Genomic DNA, 21,981 nt, shown 5'->3' with positions numbered 1-21,981 from the left:
ACATTCAGTGGACGTTAAACAGATGCTTGTGGAGGGGAATCTGGACGGGGTTTCAAGACAGAGATGACTTGAGACTAGACAAACCCAATGAAGCAAGAATCCCCCGTTATAATCTTTGATTTAACGGTGGGAGTGTCAACGAGCGATGAGGCGTTGCAAGTCTTCCTGAATGTGATCGCAAAGGTGCTGGAGGTATTGATCCGGGTCAGGGCGCGATCGCTCCGGCACACCATAGAACAGTCGTTCTAAAATTGCCCCTTGAATCAACAGCATCAAGGCCGCGAGAATCATCCCCGCCAGCCAATATAAAAACACCGTGGCAAAACTCAGGACAAAAACTAACGCCCGCAGCAGAATAATGCCGGCGATCGCCACCCCCGCAAACACCACCACCATCGCCATATTGCCCAAAATCCACCCATAGGATCGCCGCACCCGGGTTCCTAAAATCCACGCTTGCAGGCCCCAAACCCCCAAAATCGCAATCAAGGTGGGAACCAGCGCCAATATGGGCAGCACCAGATAGGTCACCGCCCACCAATGGGATTTTTCGAGATAGCGCGTCAAAACATAGCTTTGGGCAATGCCCAACACGAGGCCGGTTACTGCATCCACGAGCCAGGGTGCGATCGCCCCCGGTAAACCCCCTAAAATCGCGCCCAGCCCATAATGCACCACCACCGCCACCAACCCCGCCCCACCGGACACCAAAAACCATTCCCCCAACAGCCGGGGTGTTTTTGCGCCGGAAGGCGAGGGGGGATCGGATGCGGTGGGTACAGAGGTGGGGGGTTGCGGCGGTGGTAAGGGATCTAAGGGCGGTGATGGCGAATCGGGACGGGGCGGGGATGGATAGTCGGACGGCTTAGGGGGTGGGGGGAGGGGTTCCGATGGCGGTGAGGGGATCTCCTCCAAGGGCGGGGGAGAGGGCGGGGTTAGCTCCAGTTCAGTAGTCCAAGAGATGGTTGCGGCTCCCTGTTGCGTGCCACAAATGCGGAGGCGGTGGATCGTCGGGGCGGCTAATTGTGTAAAGGCATGGCGTAGATAGTTAACCAGGGGGGCTTGGGGCGGTGGCGTTACTGCTTCAACGAGAATCGTGATCTGTTCGCCCTGGGCCGTGACGCGCACGGTCATGCCTTTGGTGCGGAGTTGGCGATTGAGCAGAGATGCGATCGCATCCGGTTCACCCCGTCGCGCCGCCGCCACTAAATCATTCTGAGTCATCGCAACACGACCTACCTCTGCTCATGCCAACAACGCACTAATTTCCGCCACCCACAGCCGCCGCTCCCGATGATCCAACGCCAAAATCTCATCCCGTGACCAGTGAAAATGCAGGGCAATATAGGCTACCTCTTGATAAAGCTGCGCCAAGGGGTAGCCTACAATTCCCCCACCGGCATCACCTCACCCGGATCATCTTGGTTAATCAACCTGTACACCGACTGCAAATAATAAACATCCCGCAAAAACAGCGTCTCTAGATGCTCCGGTGTGATCTGCGTCCAATGGCCCAAGCGAGTCATCACCTGCGACAACAAAACTAACGAGACATAATTCGGATCATCAAGCACACGACGATCCGCCTGCGCCACTAACTCATCCTGCCCCGTCGTCAATCGCAACAGCCCAGAACGCAGCAGTTCCCCATCCGGTGTCAGCCAGCCCTTAGGGAGGGTGAATTCAAATTCACGTTGCATCATCAACCCCTATCCTACGCTTCGTCTTCAAGTTCATTAATCTGGCGATAAAACGTTTGCAGATAGTTCAAATCCGCCGCAAAAAAATCTTCAATCACACTGGGGCTAATGTCTTCTAAAGCTCCGAGACGAATAATCACCCGTGACAGAATAATCACTGTTGCGTAGGCGGGGTTACCCTTCACCCGTGGATCGCGCATCGGCACAATCTCATCCATCGCCCGCGCCAAACGCATCACCCCAGTACGATGCAAATTACCCTCAGGGTCTAGATATCCCTTGGGAAGGGTAAATTCAAACTCGGTTTGAATCATAATGCTTGTCGAATGTTATGCAGGATTAATCAATGGGAATTCCTATCTTACGAGACCGTGCGGCCCAACCCAGTAGCGGCACTCAATCTGATGGCGTTTTCCCACGTTTTAGTTACTGACTCGATAAAACTGAGCCACCACTAATTCCACTTCTTCAATTTCCAACTCGCTGCCCCCAGCCGCCAAGTCCCCGATGGTGTAACTGCTGGGCCACGCCCCTGTAAACCGAAAGCGGGCCTGTTCAATATGGCCTTGGTCGTAGATTGTGATATCCCCATCGCGGAATTTTTCAAACCATCGACCCACCGCCACCGCCGTGAACCAATCCCAAATCGTGGTGGAGTTACACAGTCCCCGCTTTAAGGTGATGTTGCTGCTGTTCACATTGCCGGGGAGTTTGGTGCGGCGAATCCGTCCGTAGGTTCCTTTGCCGCCTTTTCCCCATTTATTCGGGGTGACTTCTGCGAGTTCAATCACGTCGAGCGAGCGATTCATCCCGCTGCATTCCATGAAAAAGGCATCGATTTCTTCGCTGTCGTCGAGGGATAATTCCACGTAAAACTTGCTGTTACTGAGAATTTCGGGCAATTCTCCCGTTTTTTTCTTTTTTTTGGCCATCTCCTTAACCTCCCCTAGAGGGGTTTAAAACACGAATGGGAGGGGTCAATCCGGTTGCCCCCTCCTCCTGATCTGCGATTCAGGTTTGCTTACTTGATCCGATGCAAGTTTTCGTAAGCAAATTCGATGGTTTCGGTGTAGAGGTCGGTGCTGTCAGGGCTAAATTGGGTGCCGGTGTATTTAACGGGAAACACCCCGGTCATGTCCCACTGTGCGGCCGATTCTCCCCCTTGGTTGAAGAGGGTGACACTGGCGGTTTTGCGTTCCCCTTTGCTGCCGGAACCGCCCCCGGTGATTTCCCGTGAGTGGGAGGCATCCCACCAGTCGAAGAGGCGGCGATCGTCGGCGGTGCCGACAAAAACGACCGTGATGTTGGAGTTGCTGACCCCGGTGACGGTGGCTTGGACGACACTTTTGCCGTCTTTGGTGACCCCGTAGGATGAATCCGAGCCGGCGACCTCTAGGGTAATGCTTAAACCGCTGACGCTTTTGATGATCAGTTCATCGTAGCCGTCAATCGTGATGTAAAATTTCGAGTTGGCTAGAAGCTCTCCGCTTGCCATAATCTTGCTCCCAGTAAGCTGTCCAAATTAAAAGTGATAGGGGTGAGATGAATGGGGGATCGCGGTGCGATCGCGCCCCATCAATCCCGATTTACTTCGTCCGGTTCACATCTTCACAGACGATCTCAAACGTTTCTTTGACAAATTCAGCCCCATCCGCCGAAAAATCCGAAACGCTGTAGCTCTTCACCCAAGCATTGACGATTTTCCACTCCATCACCGCCTCATCCATACTGTTGTAGGCGGTTAGGGTTCCGGCTTTGCGGCTTTCCTTCCACTTGCCATCCCCCCCTTCACTCTTCGGCATCGTGGACTTCATCCAGTTATACCAATCCATATCCCCTTCGACGAGATAGGTTTCCACCGCAAAATCTGGGTTATCCGTAAACCCGGCGGAGGTACTTTGCCAAAGGGTTTTGCCGTCCTTCGTTGAGGCTAACGGCTTTTCATGGCCGGTGGTTTTCCCCTCAAAGGAAAACTCCGCCACACTGGCCACAAACTTTTCAGTAAGACCATCAAACTCTAAATAAAATCGACTTGTTGGAATTGGATTCAACTCTGCCATTACAGCCTCCTGCTAAACACGAACCCGCATACTATTTCATCGGACCCCAGCCCATCACGCGAGCCAAGGAAACTGGAAGCCATCGAATCATCAACGGCTCCCAGTGTGATCAATTACGCTCCCGGTGCCCACTGACTGACCCGGAAGATCACAAATTCAGCCGGGCGGACAGGACAGACCCCCACTTCGACATACAGCCGACCCATCATCATGGTTTCGTGGGTGTTCAGTTCAGCATCGCACTTCACATAGAATGATTCACCCGGTGAACCACCCTGGAGCGCACCCGCACGCCACAACCCTTCGAGGAAGTTGCTGACAGTCCGCGTCACCCGTGACCACAGATCGGCATCGTTCGGTTCAAAAACGACCCACTGCGTCCCAATCTCAATGGACTTTTCAACATAGCTCATCAACCGGCGCACACTGATATACCGCCATTGAATATTCGTCGGGTCTACCAACGTCCGTGCGCCCCAAATCAGGTAGCCTCGGTTGTAGTTGGCGAAGTTCCGAATACAGTTGATGCCTTTCGGGTTGAGCAGTTCTTGCTCGCGGGTGTTGGTTTCGTAGGCGAGACCAAGAACACCACGGGGGGTTTCATTGGCGGGAGCCTTGAAGATGCCGCGTGTGCCATCGACGCGACACCAAACGCCCATCATGTGCCCGGAGGGGGGAACCATCAGAGGACGACCGGCATTCGCGGGGTTGGCGACTTTAATCCAGGGATAGTAGAGAGCGCCAAACATGGAGCGACGGTTAAAGCTGGTGAGCCAAGCGTCCACATCCTGGGGTTTTTGGGTTTCGGGGGCTACTGGATCATTGCTCTTGCCGGGTTTAATCGGCGGCGGATCGATCACAGCCATCCGGTAGGGCGGCCCTGGGAAGGAGTTTTCACAGAGGCTCACCATCAATTCCATCACGCCATGCACTTGATCCAAGTCTAAAATTCCGGCTTGGAACAGTAGCATCAGGTCGGGGAAGGCGATCATGGCGACCTCATCCACCTCGAAAATGCCCTGCATCCCGGTTTTGTCGTTACGGTTCCCGGTGATGTCACGGGTGGCGTTGTTGACGGGGGAGATGTAGGGGGGTGGTGCGATTTCAAAAACGCCGTTGGCGGGGCGGCGGGAGAGGGCTTGACCACTGACGGAAATGTCGTTGATCGTGACGTATTCGGAGTCGGCGATCGCTGTTACCGCATAGTCTGCCACAGCGGTTTCCACCTCAGGATTCATGCTCAGGTGGTCGTACTCTTCGAGGACGGTTTCGCCCAGAACAACCCTGAGTTGGAAGAATTGACCGTCATCAATGGGCGGTTCGTCATCCTCGGATTCCGGGGGTTTCGGGGTGCTTTCTGTGATCACCACCCGCAGGCGAGCGTCTTCGCTGCCAGCGGGAGCCAACGCAGCCCCATCTTCTTCACTGGTGGCAACATTAAAGGCGAGGGAGGGTTTCCCCCCGGCGGTCATGACGGGGGTGGATACTTCTTCGGGTGGGGGGGCAGGTGTGCCCGGCAGTTTAGTGCCGATGCTGGTGATCCAGCAGCGACCGCCACCATTGAGAAACCATCCCTGAACTGCAAAGGGAAGGTAGGGATAGTAGGTTTCTTCGCTGCCGTCGTCGGCGGCTTTTTTGAATTCAGTGAAGCCGTCCGAGCCGGGTTTGCCGAAATATTCTAGATATTGATCGAAGTTGGTGATCATCATGGGCTTGAAGAGTTCCGCGTCACCGCGAACGTCTTCGGTGTACCCAATGAAGCCCGCAACACTCATGCTGACCCCTTCAATAGGGCGACTGCCACGGTCTACTTCTTCGACGTAGACACCGGGTGCAAAATAGTCCAAGGCCATAGGGGGCTATCCTCCGTCTGGAATTAGCGATGTTTCAAGGCATGCACATCAATGCGCTGAGGTGGATGGTTGGTTTGAGTTCAAGCCAATCAGGGGCTACTGTCTTCCACCCTGACAAGCTGCTGATGAGTCAATCTAAGGTTGGAAGGAGAAGCTTCGGATTTCAGCGTACCGATAAATGGCGATGAGGGTTATTAGACTTTGGTCTAAATGTTGGGAAAACCGCCCTAAAGGTAACGAAAGGTTAAGGCGTGATGGGGGCGATCGCGTTCGGTTTCCCGCCCTGGTGCGATCGCATGCAACGATGGTGCTTAACGGCAAATAAAATGTGGGATGTCCTCTGAGTCAGAAGACATCCCACCTGTTGGATCGATTAACGGTTTGAGGCTATTTTGTCGAAACAACGGGGAGGGTGGCGGGGGGGGTGACGACGGCGGTTTCGCGCATGGTGTTAGCGAGGGTTTGCTCGATCGCAGCTTCGGGGGTGCGGGCCATCCAATAGAGGGCGATCGCTGGAATCACACCCGTTACCATGCCCAACAACACCGGAACCACAAACCCAGCCCCCAGGCTCATCACCGTGGAGAATGCCAGGTTACTGAGATACACCACAAGGGGGAACACCAGTTGCTGGCGCGAAAGGGCGAGGGGTTGCTTGGGCCACAGTAGGGTAGCGACGGACATGAAGACGATGCCGGTTCCCATCCAGCCCACAAAGTTTTGATAGGGCATGCCAAAGAACGCGCCGGGTTGTTCCCAAATCCAGAAGGGAACATTGGTTTGACTCATGGCGGGATCGAGGACGAAATCCCAGGAGGTGAGGAGGAGCGCACCGAGGGCGATCGCGATCGGCAACCGCAGCCACGCCGACCACTGAAACCGAGATTCTAACCCCACACGGGCTAAGAGATAGGCTGAAATGCCGAGGTAGAACCACGACAGAGGAATGGTAAAGGGAACCAAGCCCGCCACTTTATACCCCAGGCCACTCAGGTAGCGGTAATGGCCAAAGGGAAAGCCGGTGCTCGTGCCGAGGAGTTCACTCCCCAAGGACAGAAACACCGCTGGCAGCATAAACGTAAGACCTTGACGGGTTCCGATAGTCCGGAAGACATAGATGGCAACGGCAGCGGTTCCCAACAGCATGTATGCGACACCCCCGCCCGCCATTGACCATTGAAAAACGGTTTTCCCTATTTCAGGAAGATTCGCAATCAGTTCGGCGTTCGGCAAGACGAGCAGCAGTCCTGCCAAGCCAAACACCATCGATAGAATATGACCGGCGAGCAAAGAACGCTCTGCAATAGCAAGCTGTTTCATCCAATTCAGACCTCTAGAACCTTAGTGTAGTTGTGGTGCGAGCTTACGGATGTTTCCCGCCCGCTGTTTTGTACAGTAAACGCGAAAGGGTGCGCGTTGAACTGTGTAGGGTTTAACTTATTTTTAATGAATAGTTTACATCTCTACACATTTAACTTCCACCTTTTGCGGGATGAAGTTTGGAGCTGCTCACGAAAATTGGGGATTTGAAGGCGGTGGCGGGGTCAGGATTCGCCCCTGTTGGTGAAGCAGAAGGGGTGCTGATGGGGACGAGGGGGGCTATTCGGCCCGTTGAAGCTCCGTGAGATACCAGTAGAGGAGGGCGATCGCACCACAGAGGATAAACATCACCGGCCCCCAGGAAAAGGTGAAGAAAAAATTCTCCAGGGCATCCCGGCCTTGGGAGGCAACCGGAACCGGGCCTAGGCCATCGCGAACAATCCAAGCCAATGTCCCAACACCCAAGCCCCACACCATTAAAAGTAAGTAGAGGAATGCTAATATTCGCTGCACCCAAGCGACTCGGCGCATTTTCAAGCTGAATGTCCCCTCAACTCGCTGCATTGGAAAACCCGTTTTATTGTATCGGCTTCTGGGTCAACCCTCGTGATTTTACGGAGTTTGTTGAGATTTTGGGGTGCGAATAGAGAGATCGTTAGGCTGTCGCCGCATCCCGTTCGAGTCAGAGGGTCACGGGGCCGTCGTTGTGGATCTCCACCTGCATCATCGCGCTAGGGAAAATGGTTAAGGGTGGAGGTTCACCCTCACCCTTAACCATACCGAAGCAATCCGGGAATGAGGGCGATCGCTTTATCGCAATTGAGCCGGGTTGAGCACATCGGCGCGGTGACAGGCGGCCACATGGTCGGGGCCCATGGGTTCGAGGTGGGGGGTGGTGGTGGTGCAGGCTTCGACTCCGTGGGGACAGCGGCCGTAGAGGCGGCAGACCTGGGGGTCGGGGTCGATGGGGCTGCGGGGTTCGCCTTGGAGTTGGAGGGGTTGGGGCGGTGTGCCGGGGTCGGGGATGGCGGCGATCAGGGCTTGGGTGTAGGGGTGGCGGGGGTTGTCAAAAATAGCATCCGTGGGGCCCATTTCGATGATTTGCCCCAAGTACATGACAATAATGCGATCGCACAAGAGCCGCACCACATTTAAATCATGGGACACAAACAGATAACTCATCCCTAACCGCGCTTGGAGATCCTGTAACAGATGCAAAATCACCGCCTGCACCGAGACATCTAGGGCGGAGGTGGGTTCATCGAGGATTAACAGTTTGGGATGGAGGGCGATCGCTCGCGCAATGCCCACCCGTGCTTTTTGGCCGCCGGACAGTTGGTGGGGAAAGCGGGACAGCAGGGCGGCGGGAAGTCCCACCAATTCGGCTAATTCTTCAATGCGGGCGGTGAGGAGGGGCGAGGCTTGAAACCCGCCCAACTGTTTGAGGGGGGCGGCGATGCTGTCGAAGGCGGTATGGCGGGGGTTGAGGCTGTCGTGGGGGTCTTGGAATACCAGTTGTAATTGCGATCGCAACGGATGCCGCGCAAATTTGGGAGCCGCGATCGCGCCAATTTCGCGCCCCTCAAAGCGAATCTCGCCGCTCGTCGGGTCAAGCAAACGGGTTAACAACCGTACCAGCGTCGATTTACCGCAACCCGATTCCCCGACGAGTCCCACACTTTCCCCGGCTTCGAGGGTAAAGGACACATCATCCACGGCATGGAGGAGGCGGGGGGCTGCATCCCGGTTGAGGAAGGAACGGCGGGCCGTGGGGAAATATTTGCGCAGGTGATCGACGCTGAGCAGGGGGGGCGGGTCAAGGCTGATCATGATTCAACTCCAGACGATAGGGGTAAGGGATGCCAACAGGCGACAGTGTGATCGGGGGCGATCGCTTGTCGTTTTAAGGGAGCGCGATCGCAGTCGGGAATGGCGCGATCGCACCGCGACTGAAACCGACAGGGCGGTAATGTGCCCCGCAAATCCGGGAGATGTCCCGCGATCGGGGTGAGTTCGTCAAGGCGTTTATGGGGGTCGGGGGTGGCGGCCAGGAGTTTGGCGGTGTAGGGGTGACGGGGTTGGGTCAAGATCAACCGCGTCGGGGCGGTTTCGACAATATGCCCGGCGTGCATGACGAGGATGCGATCGCAATATTGCGCCGCCAAATCCAAATCATGGGTAATCAAAATCGTTCCCATTTGTCCCTCCCGCCCCAGGTCGCGGATTAACTCCATCACCGCCGCCTGAGTAGTTACATCTAGCCCCGTCGTCGGCTCATCGGCGATCAACACCTTGGGCCGCCCCGCCAACGCCAGGGCAATCATCACCCGCTGACACATCCCCCCCGACAGTTCGTAGGGATAGGCGTTAATCCGTTGGTGGGGGTCAGGAATGCGCACCTGGGTCAGCAGTTCCAGCGCCCGCGTTTGACATTGGGCTTTCGTGAGGCCGCCATGGGCGATCAACACATCCCGCAACTGTTGACCGATGCGGCGGATGGGATTCAGGGCCACGCGGGGATTTTGGAAGATCATCGCGATGCCCGTGCCGCGTTTAGCGCGAAGTTGCGATCGCGGCATCGTCAGGAGGTTATCCCCTTCAAAGGCGATCGTTCCCGCCGTAATCTGCGCCGCCGCATCCAAAATCCCCAAAATCGCCAAGGACAGCACCGACTTACCCGACCCACTTTCTCCGACCAAACCCACGGTTTCCCCCGCCGCCACCGAAAAACTCACCTGATCGAGAGCTTTCACAATCCCAGAACGGGTGCGAAATTCAACGGCTAGATTTTCAATGTTTAATAATTGTGTTTTAGGAATGCTTGCAACAGTCATGGTTATTCATTAACCCCAAAACTAACAGTAATTCTAATTCGTAGAGTGGGCATTACCCACCATCCTATAGCAATCCTATTTGATTCATGAACAGGCAATGGGCTTAAGTCCCATTGTTGATGAGGAGATAAGATTTCCGATTGATTTAGGATCGCTATAAAACTCAAATGATTAGGCAGTGCCTACCCTATTTTTTAAGTTCGTTTACGAGGATCAACCAAATCGCGTAATCCATCACCGAGGAGGTTAAAACAAAGCACCGCGATCATCAACATTAAGCCGGGAAACATCGCCAGCCACCATTCCCCCGAAATAATATAAGTCGCTCCTTCAGCTACCATGATTCCCCATTCTGGGGTTGGGGGTTGCACCCCTAAGCCAATAAAGGAAAGACCTGCCGCATTGAGAATGGCCCAGCCCATATTGAGGGAAATATGCACCATCATCACGGGTAAGGCATTGGGGAAGAGATAGCGCAGCATGATTTGAACATCCGTATTGCCGGATAATTTAGCGGCTTCAATATAGCCCGCTGTTTTAATTACCAAGACTTCCGAACGAATCACCCGCGCATAGAGGGGTAGGTTAATAATTGCCGTGGCGTAGATAATATTCTCCACGGAATTTCCGAGGGCGGCCATAATCCCCATCGCCAAGACGAACAGCGGAAACGCCATAATCGTGTCAATCACACGACCGGCGATCGCATCCACCCAGCCCCCCCAATATCCCGCCAAAACCCCCAAGGCACTCCCCGCCACAAATGAAGCCGCCACCGCTGCGATCGCAATCCCCAAATCTAACCGCGTCGCCACTAAAACCCGGCTCAAAATATCGCGCCCCAGGGCATCAGTACCAAACCAATGTTGGGCCGAGGGGGGATTGAGGGCCAAACTGGCATTACTGGCGAGGGGGTCGTAGGGTGCGATCGCATCGCCGAAAATTGCCAACAACACGAACCCTAAAAATAGGAGAAATGCCCCAAAGGTAATCGCATTTTCTCCAATCACATAGCGTGTATGACGTAATGAAAGTGTCATGTTTCTACTCTTCCTCGGCTCTAAAATTAGCCGCTCAACGGTCTCGAAATTTGCAACGGGCAAGGGGCTTAAGCCCCTTGTTAGGTGAGGCGAGGATCATCACTGACCTGCTCGCGGATCAATCATGCCGTAGATAATATCAATGCTTAAATTCAGCACGATATAAAGCAACGCCATCGTTAAGACAAAGCCTTGCACTGCTGCATAGTCTGAACTAATCAATGCCTCCACCGCATAGGAACCAATCCCCGGCCAAGCGAACACTTTTTCCACTAAAACATTCGACCCCAACAGAAACGAAAACACCACCCCCATCGTCGTCAAAATTGATAACAACGCATTGCGAAACGCATAGCTCCACAGAATTTTGAGCGGGGCTAATCCGTGGCTGCGGGCGGTACGAATGTAATCACTACTAAGCACCGCTAACATGGAGGCTCGCGTCACCCGTGCGACGGGGGCAAGGGCAAAAATTCCGAGGGTAATGGCAGGCATGACTAATTGGCAAAATGCCTGAATAAATACCTCAAAATCCCCTGTCACGAGGCTATCAATTAAGAATAAGCCGGTGATTCGATCCGGGGGAGAGGTGAGAAGATCTAAACGTCCGGTGGGGGCGGGGGCGATGTTAAGACGATAGTAGAAGACATAGAGGAGAAATAGCCCGGTGAAAAAGGTGGGCAATGAAACCCCAGCGGTCATTAAAAAGCGAATCAGGTGATCCCATTTGGAGTTGGGATAAAGGGCGGCAACGATACCGAGGGGAAGCGCGATCGCGAGGGCGAAAATCAAGGCAGCGATCGTTAATTCCAAAGAAGCCGGGAGGCGCGTGGTGAGGTCATATAAAACCGTTTGCCCTGTGGTGATCGATTCGCCAAAATCGCCTTTGAGCAGGTCTTGGATATAGCGCAAAAACTGGATTGGTAGGCTTTGATCGAGGCCCAGACTGGCACGAACTTGATCGATCGCTTCTTGGGTGGCGGAAGGCCCGGCGAAAAATACGGCTGGATCACCCGGGAGGGCGCGGGTCAAAATAAACGTCACCACCACAACCCCGATAATGCTCGGAATCGCAGCTAGTAAGCGTTGAATAATAAAGCGCAGTTTAGACTGTTGGGCCATGATCTTCTAAGGAAATGGGAAACAATCACGAATCATGCAACGAGCAAAATGAGTCATTTTATCCAGTAGATATTGCCCATTAATGATCGGGTTGAGCGATCGCTAATCTGTCACGATGATTAGCCAGATCCCGGAAAGCCCTCACCCTAGCCCTCTCTCTAGGGGCTACTGCTTATACATAACCCACGTTACGAATCTGGAGGGGATATGAGTGAGCCAGAGGCTCACACTACCTTGTATAGAATCCTCTGTAGTGCGAGCTTCTAGCTCGCTGCCTTGACGACAGAGGGGGATTAAACGCAGGCGAGGTCAACCTTAGAACGTTGTGTATAAGCAGTAGCTCTAGGGGAGAGGGAACTGGAAAAATGGATCGGCTCCCCTCGCCCTCTGGGAGAGGGGTCGGGGGTGAGGGCTATCAAGTCAGTCAACCAGGGTATCTACTCTTTGATGGTGGGATAGTGCTTTCTCAATCCATCGGCTATATCCCGAAGCCCCCCGCCCTCTTTTGGAGAGGGGTTTGGGGTGAGGGCGATAAATTATTGACTATCGTTAAGCCTTTGTGAGTTGGCGGAAATCCAGTTGACGATGGAACCAATATTGATAGCCTTCGACATTGGTTTGCATCGCTACGGATAGGGTGGGTTGCACAATCGGAATCCGGGGCATTTCTTCCCAGGCTAAGGTGATGAAATCTTTCACTGCTTGTTCATATTCTGCATCCCCTGGTTCGGATTCTAAGGCTGTTTCAATCAGCGCATCCATCTCAGAATTTTTATAGGAACTACCGTTAAATGTGGCATCTTGACCATGGTAGGCATAGAAGAAGAAATAGTCTGGATAATTCAACCAACCGCCAAAGTTATTGACGATCATTGGGCGAGTTTTCTCGGTTAATACGCTGCGGAAATTAGCGGTGGGGACTTTTTCAAGGGTGACGGTAATGCCGAGTTCCGCGAGGGATTCTTGAACAAGAACACAGAGGGGTTCGGCCCATTCTTGAGTGCCAAGGTCGAAGGCGAGGGTGGTGCTAAAGCCGTCGGGGTAGCTGGATTCCGCGAGGAGGGTTTTGGCTTGCTCCATGTCGGTGTTGTAGGGGCTGGGTTGGGGCCAGGCGGTGTCTGTTACCGTTTCAGATTCTGCACCGTAGAGGGGAATGGCTTGGCCGTAGAAGGCGGTTTGCATGATTTCCTCGTAGGGGATGGCGTAGGCGATCGCTCGTCGCACCTTCACATCCCCAAAGGGATTCGGTTCACCGCCTAACTCTGGATTGCTGTGCATATCGATGGAATAGACACAGTTTTCAATGGGGGTTGAAACGATGGTGAAATCGCCGGTTTCGGTGAGTTCCTCGGTGTCTTTTTCGGACACCTCAAAGTTAATATCAATATCGCCCCGTTCTAACAAGGCCCGACGATTACCCGATTCTGGCACATCTAAAATAATCACTTCTGCGATCGCCGGGAGGGGGCCCGATTTCCAATCTTCAAACCGTTCTAACGTGAGCCGCTCACCCGGTTCAAACGTAGCGATTTGATAGGCTCCACTGCCCGCGTCGTTATTGTTTACCCATTCCGCGCCCCAGGGGTCTTCGTCGGTGAGATGTTGCTTAACGAGTTCGGAATTGAGAATGACCGGGATGGGGACGGCCAAATCAATCATGGTTAATTTATCCGGGCGCAGGAAGTCGATTTTAAAGGTTTGATCATCAACGACGCTGAATTGTTCGGGATTTTCTAAGGCTCCGGCTTTCATTTGAAAGGTGGGAAATCCACCGATGCTCACAGCGCGATCAAAGGACCATTTCACATCATTGGCGGTGACGGGGGTTCCGTCATGAAACACCGCATCAGAACGGAGGGTAAAGGTAACAGACATCCCATCTTCAGCGATTTCCCAGGATTCGGCGAGTTCGGGCTTGAGTTCGGTGTAGTCGTAGGAGATCGTGCCGTCGTCGAGGGTTTTGGTTCCGAAGGTCATGAGGCGATCGTAAATGCTCCAGGAAATCCCGTAGGCGGGGCGGTTGGTGCCGGGACGATGGAGATCAAGACTGTTGGGAAAGCCTCCCCCTTGGACGATGGTTAAGACGATCTTGTCGCCGCTGTCGGTGCTGGAATCTGAGGGGGTGTCGGCGCTATCGGTAGCATTTGGGGTGCAACCTTTGAGGGTGGCAGCAAGGGAAAGTCCGAGGGAAAATGCAGTGCCGGTCTTGAGTAAATCGCGTCGTTTCATTGTGGATTATTGATCAATGAATTGTTAAAATGGCTACAATTTTTAGACTTTTATTGTTCGTAACCATAAACTTATTGATTGGTAGATTACCAAAAAGATGTAAAGTATTTTGGGTAATCTTGGTAAAGATTTCGGGTAGATCTCCGCTTGATAATTTTTTAAAAGGATGTTGGGAGTGTTCAGTATGAAAGATCACCATTTCTGAACGGCGTTAAGGTTTCAATGTCTTGTTTGGATGTGATGCGTCACATTATGGCAGTTTTAAGACTCTGCGTTGGTTCAGCCATGATTGAGGCTTAAGGTATTCAATAACTGTGCTCGAATCAGTTTCTAAGCATGAATCAACACGACCATTGGCTCAAGTTTTTGGCTACCCGCATGGGTGGGAACAATCGATTCCCAATCAATCAACGTCTTGGGGGGGGAGCGGTGCGTTCGGGGGGGACACGACACCGATCGCGCCCTTGGTTGCTGCTGGTGATTGGGGTGGTGGGGGTGGTGGTGTCGGGGGGCGCGAGTTGGTGGGTGGGGCGTTGGGAGCGATCGCTACGTCAACTGGAGTTTGAGCGTCAGACGCTAAATTTAACCATTGCCCTCGCTGGCCGTTTAAATCAATACACGGAAACGTTGCTGGCTTTGGGGGATTTCTATGCCGCCTCGGGCCCGGAGGTGACGGCAATGGAGTTTAGCCAGTTTGTGCAGCGTGTCACGACCTCCTACCCTGGGATTCAGGCGTTGGAGTGGGCTCCGCAGGTGTTGGAGCGCGATCGCACCGCCTACGAGGGCGAGTTACAAGCCCAAGGGTTGGGGGCAACGCAGATCACGGAGCAAAACGGGGCGGGGCGACTGATTCCGGCGGGTCAACGGCCGGAATATTTTCCGGTCACCTACATTGAACCCTGGCCGGGGAATGAGGTGGCCTTGGGGTTTGATTTGCTCTCCGATCGGGTGCGATCGCAAGCCCTCCAACAATCCCGCCGCACGGGTAAACTCACCGCCACCGCCCCGATTCGCCTCGTCCAAGAGCCTGAAAATCAATGGGGGTTTCTGGTTTTTTTGCCAGTGCCGCAGGAGCCGGGCGGGGTCTTGCTCGGCGTGTTTCAGGTCAATGATCTCGTCGAAGAAGCCTGGCGATCGTTGCAGATTCCCATTGATGTGGTGATTCGCGATCGCACCGCTGCCACCCTTCCCCAGGCCCTGGGCTTCTATCACGCCGAAACCCAACGCTTCAACAGCACCCCCAGCCACAGCCTTCCCTCCCTACCAGAATCCGCCTACCTCTGCCCCCAGCCCTGCACCCAGTCCCTCGCCGTCGGTCAGCGTCAATGGCAACTACACTTTTTCCCCGCCCCCACCTACCCCCCCACCACACCCTGGGCCCTGGGAGCCACCTTCATCATTGGGCTTTTGTTGACTGCGATCGTCGGGTTATTGGGGTGGCATTGGGACACGCAACTCAAGCAAACCCGCGCCATGGGTGAGGCCAAACTCAAGTTTTTTTCCATGACCTCCCATGAATTTCGCAATCCCCTCAGTACGATTTTGATTTCCAGTCAATTTCTGATCACCCATGCCCCGGAATTATCCGACCGTAAACGGCTCAGTATTTATCAACGGATTCAGTCCGTGGCCCGCTACATGAGTCAAATCCTTGAAGATATTTTAATGCTCTCACGAGCTGAAGCGGGGCATTTAGCCTTTCATCCGAAAATTGTTGATTTGAATTCCTTTTGTCAAGCAATTCTGGCAGATGTGGATCATGATTTCGACTCTCAAAATCGTATCTCTTACCATAACTATTACCCCTATGATCACGTGTTTATTGATCCGAAGTTGGTGAAATGGATCTTGATGAATTTGCTCAGTAATGCGATTAAATATTCCCCCGCTGACCCCGTGATTAGTCTGGTGATTACCGGCTATTCTGAAGAATTACAAATTGTGGTGCAAGACCAGGGCATGGGGATGAGTGAATCGGAACAAGCGCGGGTGTTTGAGCCGTTCTATCGGGGCAGTAATGCAGAGATGATCCTCGGTACGGGGTTGGGGTTGGCGGTGGTGAAAACCTGTGTGGATCTTCATCAAGGGGCGATCGCTCTCGACAGTGTGCCGAATCAAGGCACGATCGTGCGGATTACGTTGCCCTTGGCGGCTTAGGGGGGGGTAGAGTTGAGGCGATAGCCCACGCCGTGGACGGTTTGGAGCCAATCGCGGGGCGCACCGGCGGCCCTAAGTTTTTGACGCAGGCTTTTAATATGGACTTTGATCGTGGCATCGCTGGGGTAGTCAGTGACAGACCAGAGGCTATGGCGGAGGCGATCGCGATTCACCACCTGAGGACGGTGGCGCAGGAGCAGGTCGAGGATGGCGAATTCTTTGGGGGTGAGGTGAATGGGGCGATCGCGGTAATGCACCTCGTAGGTCTGCGGGTTTAAACTCACTGCCCCCCAGGCTAAACTCGGCGGCAACGGCGCAAGACCCCGCCGCAACAAGGCCCGCAACTGCGCCTGCACTTCCTGCACCGCGAAGGGCTTCACCATATACACATCCGCCCCCGCATCCAATCCCAGAATTTTATCCTCGGTGGTGTCTCGTGCCGTCAGCATCATGATCGGGAATTGGTAGCCGGAAGCCCGGAGACGGCGGCAAAGGCTCAGGCCATCAAGTTTGGGTAAGGTCAAGTCCAGCAGCAGCAGGTCATATTGGCTGGACTGTACCGAATGCCAAGCCTGTTCACCATCGTTGACCACATCAATGCAGTAGCGTTGGGTGGCGAGAATTTCCACGAGGGAGGCGGCGAGTTGTTGATCGTCTTCTGCGAGTAGGAGGTGCATGGTTGTGTGGGGATCGGGATGGTGTGCTGCGATCGCACCTGGATCGCCGTTGCACAGGGGCTTCAGTCCCGCCGATCGGTTCACTCTCCAGGATCTCAACAATCCCATGGTGATCGGAAACATCAGCCTGATCTCAAACAGTTTACGCGGGTAAAATGCCTCAAGTTGTCCATGTTTGACAGTTTGCGCGTGGATCTTTGCAAACGACTGCAATCCTGAAGAGATCGTGAGGATCGAGATGATTTTTTCAAGGGTCTGTGGTTGCACTCAGGCAGGGCGGCGGGGGGCAATGGGTGGCGATCGCTTCTCCCGTTTCTGGATGGGCAAAGGTGAGGCGGTGGGCGTGGAGATGATAGCCGCAATCGCCGGGGACGGGATAGGTTCCGGTGTCGGGATGATGGGTCAAAATCGGCACACCGCCGGGCGCGTAGAGGGGATCACCCGCGAGGGGATGCCCCACCGCGGCCAGATGGATGCGGATTTGGTGGGGGCGACCTGTGGGAATCGTCACATCGAGCAACACCCCATCCTCGCGACGGGCGACCACCTGCACCCGACTTTCCGAGGGTTTCCCCGCTGGGGTTGCTGCGTGGATTGTGCCAAGGGTGGGGTGAGGGAGTTTGCCGATCGCATCGGTGATCGTGAGGTGATCGGGGTGTGACCAGTGGGAGACGAGGGCGCGATAGGTTTTCGTGATCGTGCGATCGCGCATTTGCCGATTTAACTCCACCCGTGCCGCCGCTGTCCGCGCCCAGAGCATAATCCCCGATGTGCCCCGTCCGAGGCGATGGATCGGTGCGATCTCTGGCTCGATCTGTTTCAACTGATGGAGCAGGGTATGGGTCAAAAAACCGCCCCCCGGCAGTACGGGCAGACCCGACGGTTTATGAACGAGGAAGAAAGCGCGATCGCGCTGCAAAATTTCAAAATTCAGCGGCGCATCAGGTTCCTGCCACGGGGGGCGATGGTAGCTCAGGGTTTGCCCGGCGATCAGGACGGTATCGGGTGCGATCGGCTGACCATTGAGGCGCATTTGACCGGCCAAGATGCGATCGCGCCACTGTTCCCGGCTCCAGTGGGGATACACCTGGGTATAGAACCCCAGCACCGTTTGACCCGAATGGGCCGCCCGAATGCGATCGTGATACACCCAGCCCTGATTTAACACCCCATCCCCCCAAACACCCGAAGCATCGCTGGTATGATGAACAACAGTCTCAATTCTAGAACCTTCATGCGTTGCGCCATTATTAGCCGAGCCGGACAAGTCCTCGCCAGAGGGCAACTCATCCTCACCCCGATCGAGGATGGGGCATGGCGGCTCGATCTCCAAACCGACGGCGGCCGCCACGTTCAAGGCGGCCCCGTGGGCGAAGATGGCAGCATGACCGCAGCCAGCCAAGTCTTATTTGATCAATTCTTTGATGTGTGGGGCATGAGTAACCTGACGCTCAACGTAACGCTGCGCTAAGTTTGCGATCGCACCCCATTTTTTAGGGTGTATGAGTGAGCCAGAGGCTCACACTACTAAGTTTGCGATCGCCCCCCATTTTTTATGGGTGTGAGTGAGCCAGAGGCTCACACTCCCCCTACATTGTGCTTCTGTGGTGCGAGCTTCTAGCTCGCTACGGCCCGAAAGCTTCTCGCTCACTACGGCCTTAAATATCAATGAGACCTTTGCAATTAAGCGCCGGGAATTTCTGAAACGTGACTTTCTAGCTCTTCGACGGAAAAGCGGGTGACTTCTTCCCATTCCTGTACCGAAAAATCGTAGCCCAGTTCCTGAGCCATAGCCGCAAACGCTTCCGGATTCACAGCGGTATTGAGGCGATCGCGCAAACTCTGATCCTGTTGAGCCGCTTGGAATAGGCGTTTTACTTCCGTCTTAGCCATATGTTGAAGATCCTAAAACTGTATCGTGAGCCTATCCATCCAACAGACAAAACTCCCCCACAGGCTAGCAAACCCCCCGAATTAACCGCAAATTCCCTCACAAACAGTAACGCCTTCGTCACATTCGTTCATAAAATCCCCCCCTCCCCGGCCAGAATCTGACAAAATTTAACCTTGAGTCCCTTCGAGTCCTCCCCCTTACCCGCGAGCTTATGACTGCGTCGATCGCCCCCCACAAAAAAGCCAAAGCCCTCAAACCCGGCAGCCGTCGCCCCGCCAAAGAACTCTGTAGTGAGTGCGGTCTCTGCGACACCTACTATGTCCACTATGTTAAAGAGGCCTGCGCCTTTCTCAACCAACAGATGGCAGCGTTAGAAGCCGCCGCCCATGCCCGCAGTCGTGACCTCGATAACCCCGACGAACTGTATTTCGGCGTGCATCAGCAGATGATGGCGGCCCGGAAAACGGAACCGATCGAGGGCGCACAATGGACGGGGATCGTCAGCACGATCGCCTGTGAAATGTTGACGCGCAACCTCGTAGAGGGCGTGGTCTGTGTGCAAAATACGGAGAGCGATCGCTTCCAACCCATGCCCGTCATCGCCCGCACCCCCGCCGAAGTCCTCGCCGCCCGTGTGAATAAACCCACCCTCTCCCCGAATTTGTCGGTATTAGAACAAATCGAGCAATCGGGGTTAAAGCGGCTCTTGGTGATTGGGGTGGGCTGCCAAATCCAAGCCCTGCGGGCCGTTGAGCAACAATTGGGCCTCGAAAAACTCTACGTTTTGGGGACACCCTGCGTCGATAACGTGACGCGGGAGGGGCTACAAAAATTCCTCGACACCACCAGCCGATCGCCCGAAACCGTTGTCCATTACGAGTTTATGCAGGATTTTCGGGTGCATTTTAAACATTCCGACGGCACGACGGAAACCGTGCCTTTTTTCGGTCTGAAAACCAACAAACTCAAAGATGTGTTTGCGCCCTCTTGTATGAGTTGTTTTGACTATGTGAATGGGTTGGCGGATCTCGTCGTGGGGTATATGGGTGCGCCCTTTGGGTGGCAGTGGATTGTGGTACGCAATGATACGGGCCAGGAAATGCTGGATTTAATTCAGGATCAAATTGAAACCCAGGATGTGATGTCGAAGGGCGATCGTAAAAACGCTGTCCAACAAAGCATCCCCGCCTACGACCAAGGCGTAACGCTCCCAATGTGGGCCGCCCAACTCATGGGCGTAGTGATCGAACGCATCGGCCCCAAGGGCTTAGAATACGCCCGCTTTTCCATCGATTCCCACTTCACCCGCAACTATCTCTACGTCAAACGCAACCATCCCGACAAACTCGCCGACCACGTCCCCGACTTCGCCCAGCGCATCGTCGCCCAATACAAACTCCCTGATTAATTGCACCCCCCACCCTCTCCCCCCAACCCTTCAGCCGCAGCCTGTTCACTCTCGTTCTGCTGCGGGATGAGCAACACGCAGCCCTGCTGCGAATATCCCGGAAGCAGAGCTGCCATACACCCACGATTCGGCAAAGCCTAATCACGGGGAAACTGTTTTGCGGCTAGTCCTTGGATTAAAATTTAACGGGCCAACGTTCGTGATTAATGCAGAGAAATATACTGATGGCGAAATTAATCTTTTTTATCCATGGTGTCGCAGTCCGTAACTCAGATTATGGCGAGCCTCTGCCTCGGTTAATCAAGAAGGCTCTGAATGAGCGAAATCAAGAATCACCCTACATACACAAAGGTTTTTGGGGTCACTGGTCAGGTGGATCTGACGCAGTATCCTCACACATTGATCACCCAAGCCTTAAATATCAGGAAGCACGACGAGGCCCACTATCTAGATTCATGGGTGATTCATTAAATTACATGAACGATGACACAGGGCAACAAATTCGTAAGATGATTTGCGACCAAATCAAGCAAGCTCTGAAAACATATTCAAATGTACGCGAGATTTATTTTGTTACTCAATCCTTTGGTACGGTCATTCTCTGGGATGTATTATTTTCAAAACGATTTAAACCGAGTGATCCAGCATGGGATATCCAAACAATACTAAGTAAACACATTTCTTTGCAAGGAATTGTGACCATGGGATCACCTGTTGCTTTCATCAATATGACATTTGGGACAACGCCAACAGACATTAGAGATAATCTGTGTAATTATACAAGGCTTGGTCAGCCGATTATTTGGCTAAATTTTGTTCATGCCTCTGACCTTATTGCCTATCCGCTTAGTCCTCTCCTCCAAGGAGTTGATTCTAGACTAATAACCTTTGAAGATGTTTTTACTGGGAATTTTAATTACTCTAAACAGAGTATCGAGAATTTCGTCAAAAGTAACAATTTACAGTTTTTGATCAGTAAAAATGATGATCTAAAGGATGCAACTGAGATATTAACTGACATTTTTAGTCAATCTTCTGGACAATTGAACTACTTTGAAAATTCCGTAATTTTTCGGGAAAGTCTCAGCCTATTACCTGGCATTGTTAGCACACCGACTGCACACATGAGCTATTACAAAGATCCTACAGTTGCCCGCCGAATTGCAATTATGATGCACCCATACAATGCTTCAGAGATTGCTCAAAATACTTTAAACAATGTCATTGCTCGTCTAAATCAAGTGCCAGGCATGACCAAAATCAAAAGCGACTTTCGACGAAAAGTATCACAACAGCTAGACTTTACTGATGAAGTTGTCAATCGCTTTGATCTTAAAGATCATTGTGGTTCTATCACGCTAACGAAGAATCTTGTTCAAGTGCATCATGTGCTTGTTGCTGACCGCAGTGGAGTTACTCAATTCTTTGGGTATGTTGGATTAATCCATGGTCAAGGTTTGTGTAATGCCGTTGGAAAAATTCAATCCGAGTTTGGCATGAGATAAATTTATTTTTAAAAACGTCTCGGTCAATTTTTATTAAGAATTAAACATGCTCCCCAGGGAACCTCTATTAATTAAACTTTTTACGATCCTTGAGGGCTGAAACAGCGAGGATTCATTGCGATCTAGCTCGAAATCTGTATTTTTCGAGGTTCCCTCTAAACAGGTGGGCTAGATTGGCAGGT

General features: G+C 53.3%; 22 protein-coding genes. 4 read left to right on the top strand and 18 right to left on the bottom strand.

The genetic code is table 11. From position 1 onward, the window contains the following. Nucleotides 1-135: 135 nt before the first annotated feature. The 15 genes from PN477_RS16665 to PN477_RS16595 form a co-directional block, all read right to left on the bottom strand. Nucleotides 136-1,224 carry a hypothetical protein gene (locus PN477_RS16665; RefSeq protein ID WP_272116854.1) on the bottom strand — a complete coding sequence of 363 codons (1,089 nt, stop codon included), beginning with the start codon at nucleotides 1,222-1,224 and terminating at the stop codon, nucleotides 136-138. Between the two features lie 21 nt (nucleotides 1,225-1,245). Further along, on the bottom strand, nucleotides 1,246-1,374 hold the full coding sequence (locus tag PN477_RS16660; RefSeq protein WP_272116852.1) for a DUF6760 family protein: 129 nt from the start codon (nucleotides 1,372-1,374) through the stop codon (nucleotides 1,246-1,248). Between the two features lie 8 nt (nucleotides 1,375-1,382). Further along, complete coding sequence (locus PN477_RS16655) at nucleotides 1,383-1,703, bottom strand: phage tail assembly protein (RefSeq protein WP_272116850.1); 321 nt, start codon at nucleotides 1,701-1,703, stop codon at nucleotides 1,383-1,385. A gap of 11 nt (nucleotides 1,704-1,714) precedes the next feature. After that, nucleotides 1,715-2,014, bottom strand: a complete 300-nt coding sequence (locus PN477_RS16650; RefSeq protein WP_272116848.1) for a phage tail assembly protein — start codon at nucleotides 2,012-2,014, stop codon at nucleotides 1,715-1,717. A gap of 108 nt (nucleotides 2,015-2,122) precedes the next feature. After that, on the bottom strand, nucleotides 2,123-2,632 hold the full coding sequence (locus PN477_RS16645; RefSeq protein ID WP_272116846.1) for a phage tail protein: 510 nt from the start codon (nucleotides 2,630-2,632) through the stop codon (nucleotides 2,123-2,125). Between the two features lie 89 nt (nucleotides 2,633-2,721). Further along, nucleotides 2,722-3,195 (bottom strand): phage tail protein, encoded by a 474-nt coding sequence (locus tag PN477_RS16640; protein ID WP_272116844.1) that lies wholly within the window; start codon nucleotides 3,193-3,195, stop codon nucleotides 2,722-2,724. Between the two features lie 91 nt (nucleotides 3,196-3,286). Further along, nucleotides 3,287-3,760 carry a phage tail protein gene (locus PN477_RS16635; RefSeq protein WP_072619320.1) on the bottom strand — a complete coding sequence of 158 codons (474 nt, stop codon included), beginning with the start codon at nucleotides 3,758-3,760 and terminating at the stop codon, nucleotides 3,287-3,289. Between the two features lie 113 nt (nucleotides 3,761-3,873). Further along, the gene (locus tag PN477_RS16630; RefSeq protein ID WP_272116841.1) at nucleotides 3,874-5,613 is read right to left on the bottom strand and encodes a phage tail sheath family protein; all 1,740 of its coding nucleotides are present in this window, start codon (nucleotides 5,611-5,613) and stop codon (nucleotides 3,874-3,876) included. Nucleotides 5,614-6,000: 387 nt separating this feature from the next. Further along, the gene (cruF, locus tag PN477_RS16625; RefSeq protein WP_272116839.1) at nucleotides 6,001-6,933 is read right to left on the bottom strand and encodes a gamma-carotene 1'-hydroxylase CruF; all 933 of its coding nucleotides are present in this window, start codon (nucleotides 6,931-6,933) and stop codon (nucleotides 6,001-6,003) included. Between the two features lie 279 nt (nucleotides 6,934-7,212). After that, the gene (locus PN477_RS16620; protein ID WP_272147468.1) at nucleotides 7,213-7,470 is read right to left on the bottom strand and encodes a hypothetical protein; all 258 of its coding nucleotides are present in this window, start codon (nucleotides 7,468-7,470) and stop codon (nucleotides 7,213-7,215) included. 273 nt (nucleotides 7,471-7,743) lie between these two features. After that, entirely contained in the window at nucleotides 7,744-8,763 is a 1,020-nt protein-coding gene (locus tag PN477_RS16615) for an oligopeptide/dipeptide ABC transporter ATP-binding protein (protein ID WP_272116835.1), read from the bottom strand. Next, complete coding sequence (locus PN477_RS16610; RefSeq protein ID WP_272116834.1) at nucleotides 8,760-9,767, bottom strand: ABC transporter ATP-binding protein; 1,008 nt, start codon at nucleotides 9,765-9,767, stop codon at nucleotides 8,760-8,762. Before PN477_RS16610 ends, PN477_RS16615 begins: the two co-directional genes overlap by 4 nt. Nucleotides 9,768-9,961: 194 nt before the next feature. Then, nucleotides 9,962-10,807, bottom strand: a complete 846-nt coding sequence (locus tag PN477_RS16605) for an ABC transporter permease (RefSeq protein ID WP_272116832.1) — start codon at nucleotides 10,805-10,807, stop codon at nucleotides 9,962-9,964. Between the two features lie 99 nt (nucleotides 10,808-10,906). After that, nucleotides 10,907-11,929 carry an ABC transporter permease gene (locus PN477_RS16600; RefSeq protein ID WP_272116830.1) on the bottom strand — a complete coding sequence of 341 codons (1,023 nt, stop codon included), beginning with the start codon at nucleotides 11,927-11,929 and terminating at the stop codon, nucleotides 10,907-10,909. A gap of 549 nt (nucleotides 11,930-12,478) precedes the next feature. Beyond that, nucleotides 12,479-14,158, bottom strand: a complete 1,680-nt coding sequence (locus tag PN477_RS16595) for an ABC transporter substrate-binding protein (protein ID WP_272116828.1) — start codon at nucleotides 14,156-14,158, stop codon at nucleotides 12,479-12,481. A gap of 336 nt (nucleotides 14,159-14,494) precedes the next feature. Between PN477_RS16595 and PN477_RS16590 the strand changes: the two genes are divergently transcribed. After that, nucleotides 14,495-16,315, top strand: coding sequence for a CHASE domain-containing sensor histidine kinase (locus PN477_RS16590; protein ID WP_272116826.1), 1,821 nt, complete (start codon nucleotides 14,495-14,497; stop codon nucleotides 16,313-16,315). Here the strand turns inward: PN477_RS16590 and PN477_RS16585 are convergent. Together PN477_RS16585 and PN477_RS16580 are read right to left on the bottom strand one after the other, a co-directional pair. Further along, a complete protein-coding gene (locus tag PN477_RS16585; protein WP_272116824.1) occupies nucleotides 16,312-17,076 on the bottom strand; it encodes a response regulator in 765 nt (254 codons plus the stop codon). The genes PN477_RS16590 and PN477_RS16585 overlap by 4 nt on opposite strands. A 163-nt stretch (nucleotides 17,077-17,239) precedes the next feature. Beyond that, a complete protein-coding gene (locus PN477_RS16580) occupies nucleotides 17,240-18,160 on the bottom strand; it encodes an RluA family pseudouridine synthase (protein WP_272116822.1) in 921 nt (306 codons plus the stop codon). A gap of 33 nt (nucleotides 18,161-18,193) precedes the next feature. Between PN477_RS16580 and PN477_RS16575 the strand changes: the two genes are divergently transcribed. Then, nucleotides 18,194-18,463 carry a hypothetical protein gene (locus tag PN477_RS16575; protein WP_272147466.1) on the top strand — a complete coding sequence of 90 codons (270 nt, stop codon included), beginning with the start codon at nucleotides 18,194-18,196 and terminating at the stop codon, nucleotides 18,461-18,463. 212 nt (nucleotides 18,464-18,675) lie between these two features. Here PN477_RS16575 and PN477_RS16570 read toward each other — a convergent pair whose 3' ends face one another. Next, nucleotides 18,676-18,885: a Nif11-like leader peptide family natural product precursor gene (locus PN477_RS16570; protein WP_272116819.1), complete on the bottom strand. Its 210-nt coding sequence runs from the start codon at nucleotides 18,883-18,885 to the stop codon at nucleotides 18,676-18,678. A 212-nt stretch (nucleotides 18,886-19,097) separates the two neighbouring features. Between PN477_RS16570 and PN477_RS16565 the strand changes: the two genes are divergently transcribed. Both PN477_RS16565 and PN477_RS16560 read left to right on the top strand, forming a co-directional pair. Further along, nucleotides 19,098-20,294 carry a Coenzyme F420 hydrogenase/dehydrogenase, beta subunit C-terminal domain gene (locus PN477_RS16565; RefSeq protein WP_272116817.1) on the top strand — a complete coding sequence of 399 codons (1,197 nt, stop codon included), beginning with the start codon at nucleotides 19,098-19,100 and terminating at the stop codon, nucleotides 20,292-20,294. A 224-nt stretch (nucleotides 20,295-20,518) separates the two neighbouring features. Beyond that, complete coding sequence (locus tag PN477_RS16560; protein ID WP_272116815.1) at nucleotides 20,519-21,799, top strand: hypothetical protein; 1,281 nt, start codon at nucleotides 20,519-20,521, stop codon at nucleotides 21,797-21,799. The last annotated feature ends 182 nt before the right edge of the window (nucleotides 21,800-21,981 follow it).

This window comes from Spirulina subsalsa CS-330 (assembly GCF_028330765.1).
GTDB lineage: Bacteria > Cyanobacteriota > Cyanobacteriia > Cyanobacteriales > Spirulinaceae > Spirulina > Spirulina subsalsa_A.
Note: the sequence above shows the minus strand (reverse complement) of the source record. Positions and strands in the feature narration are given on the sequence as shown.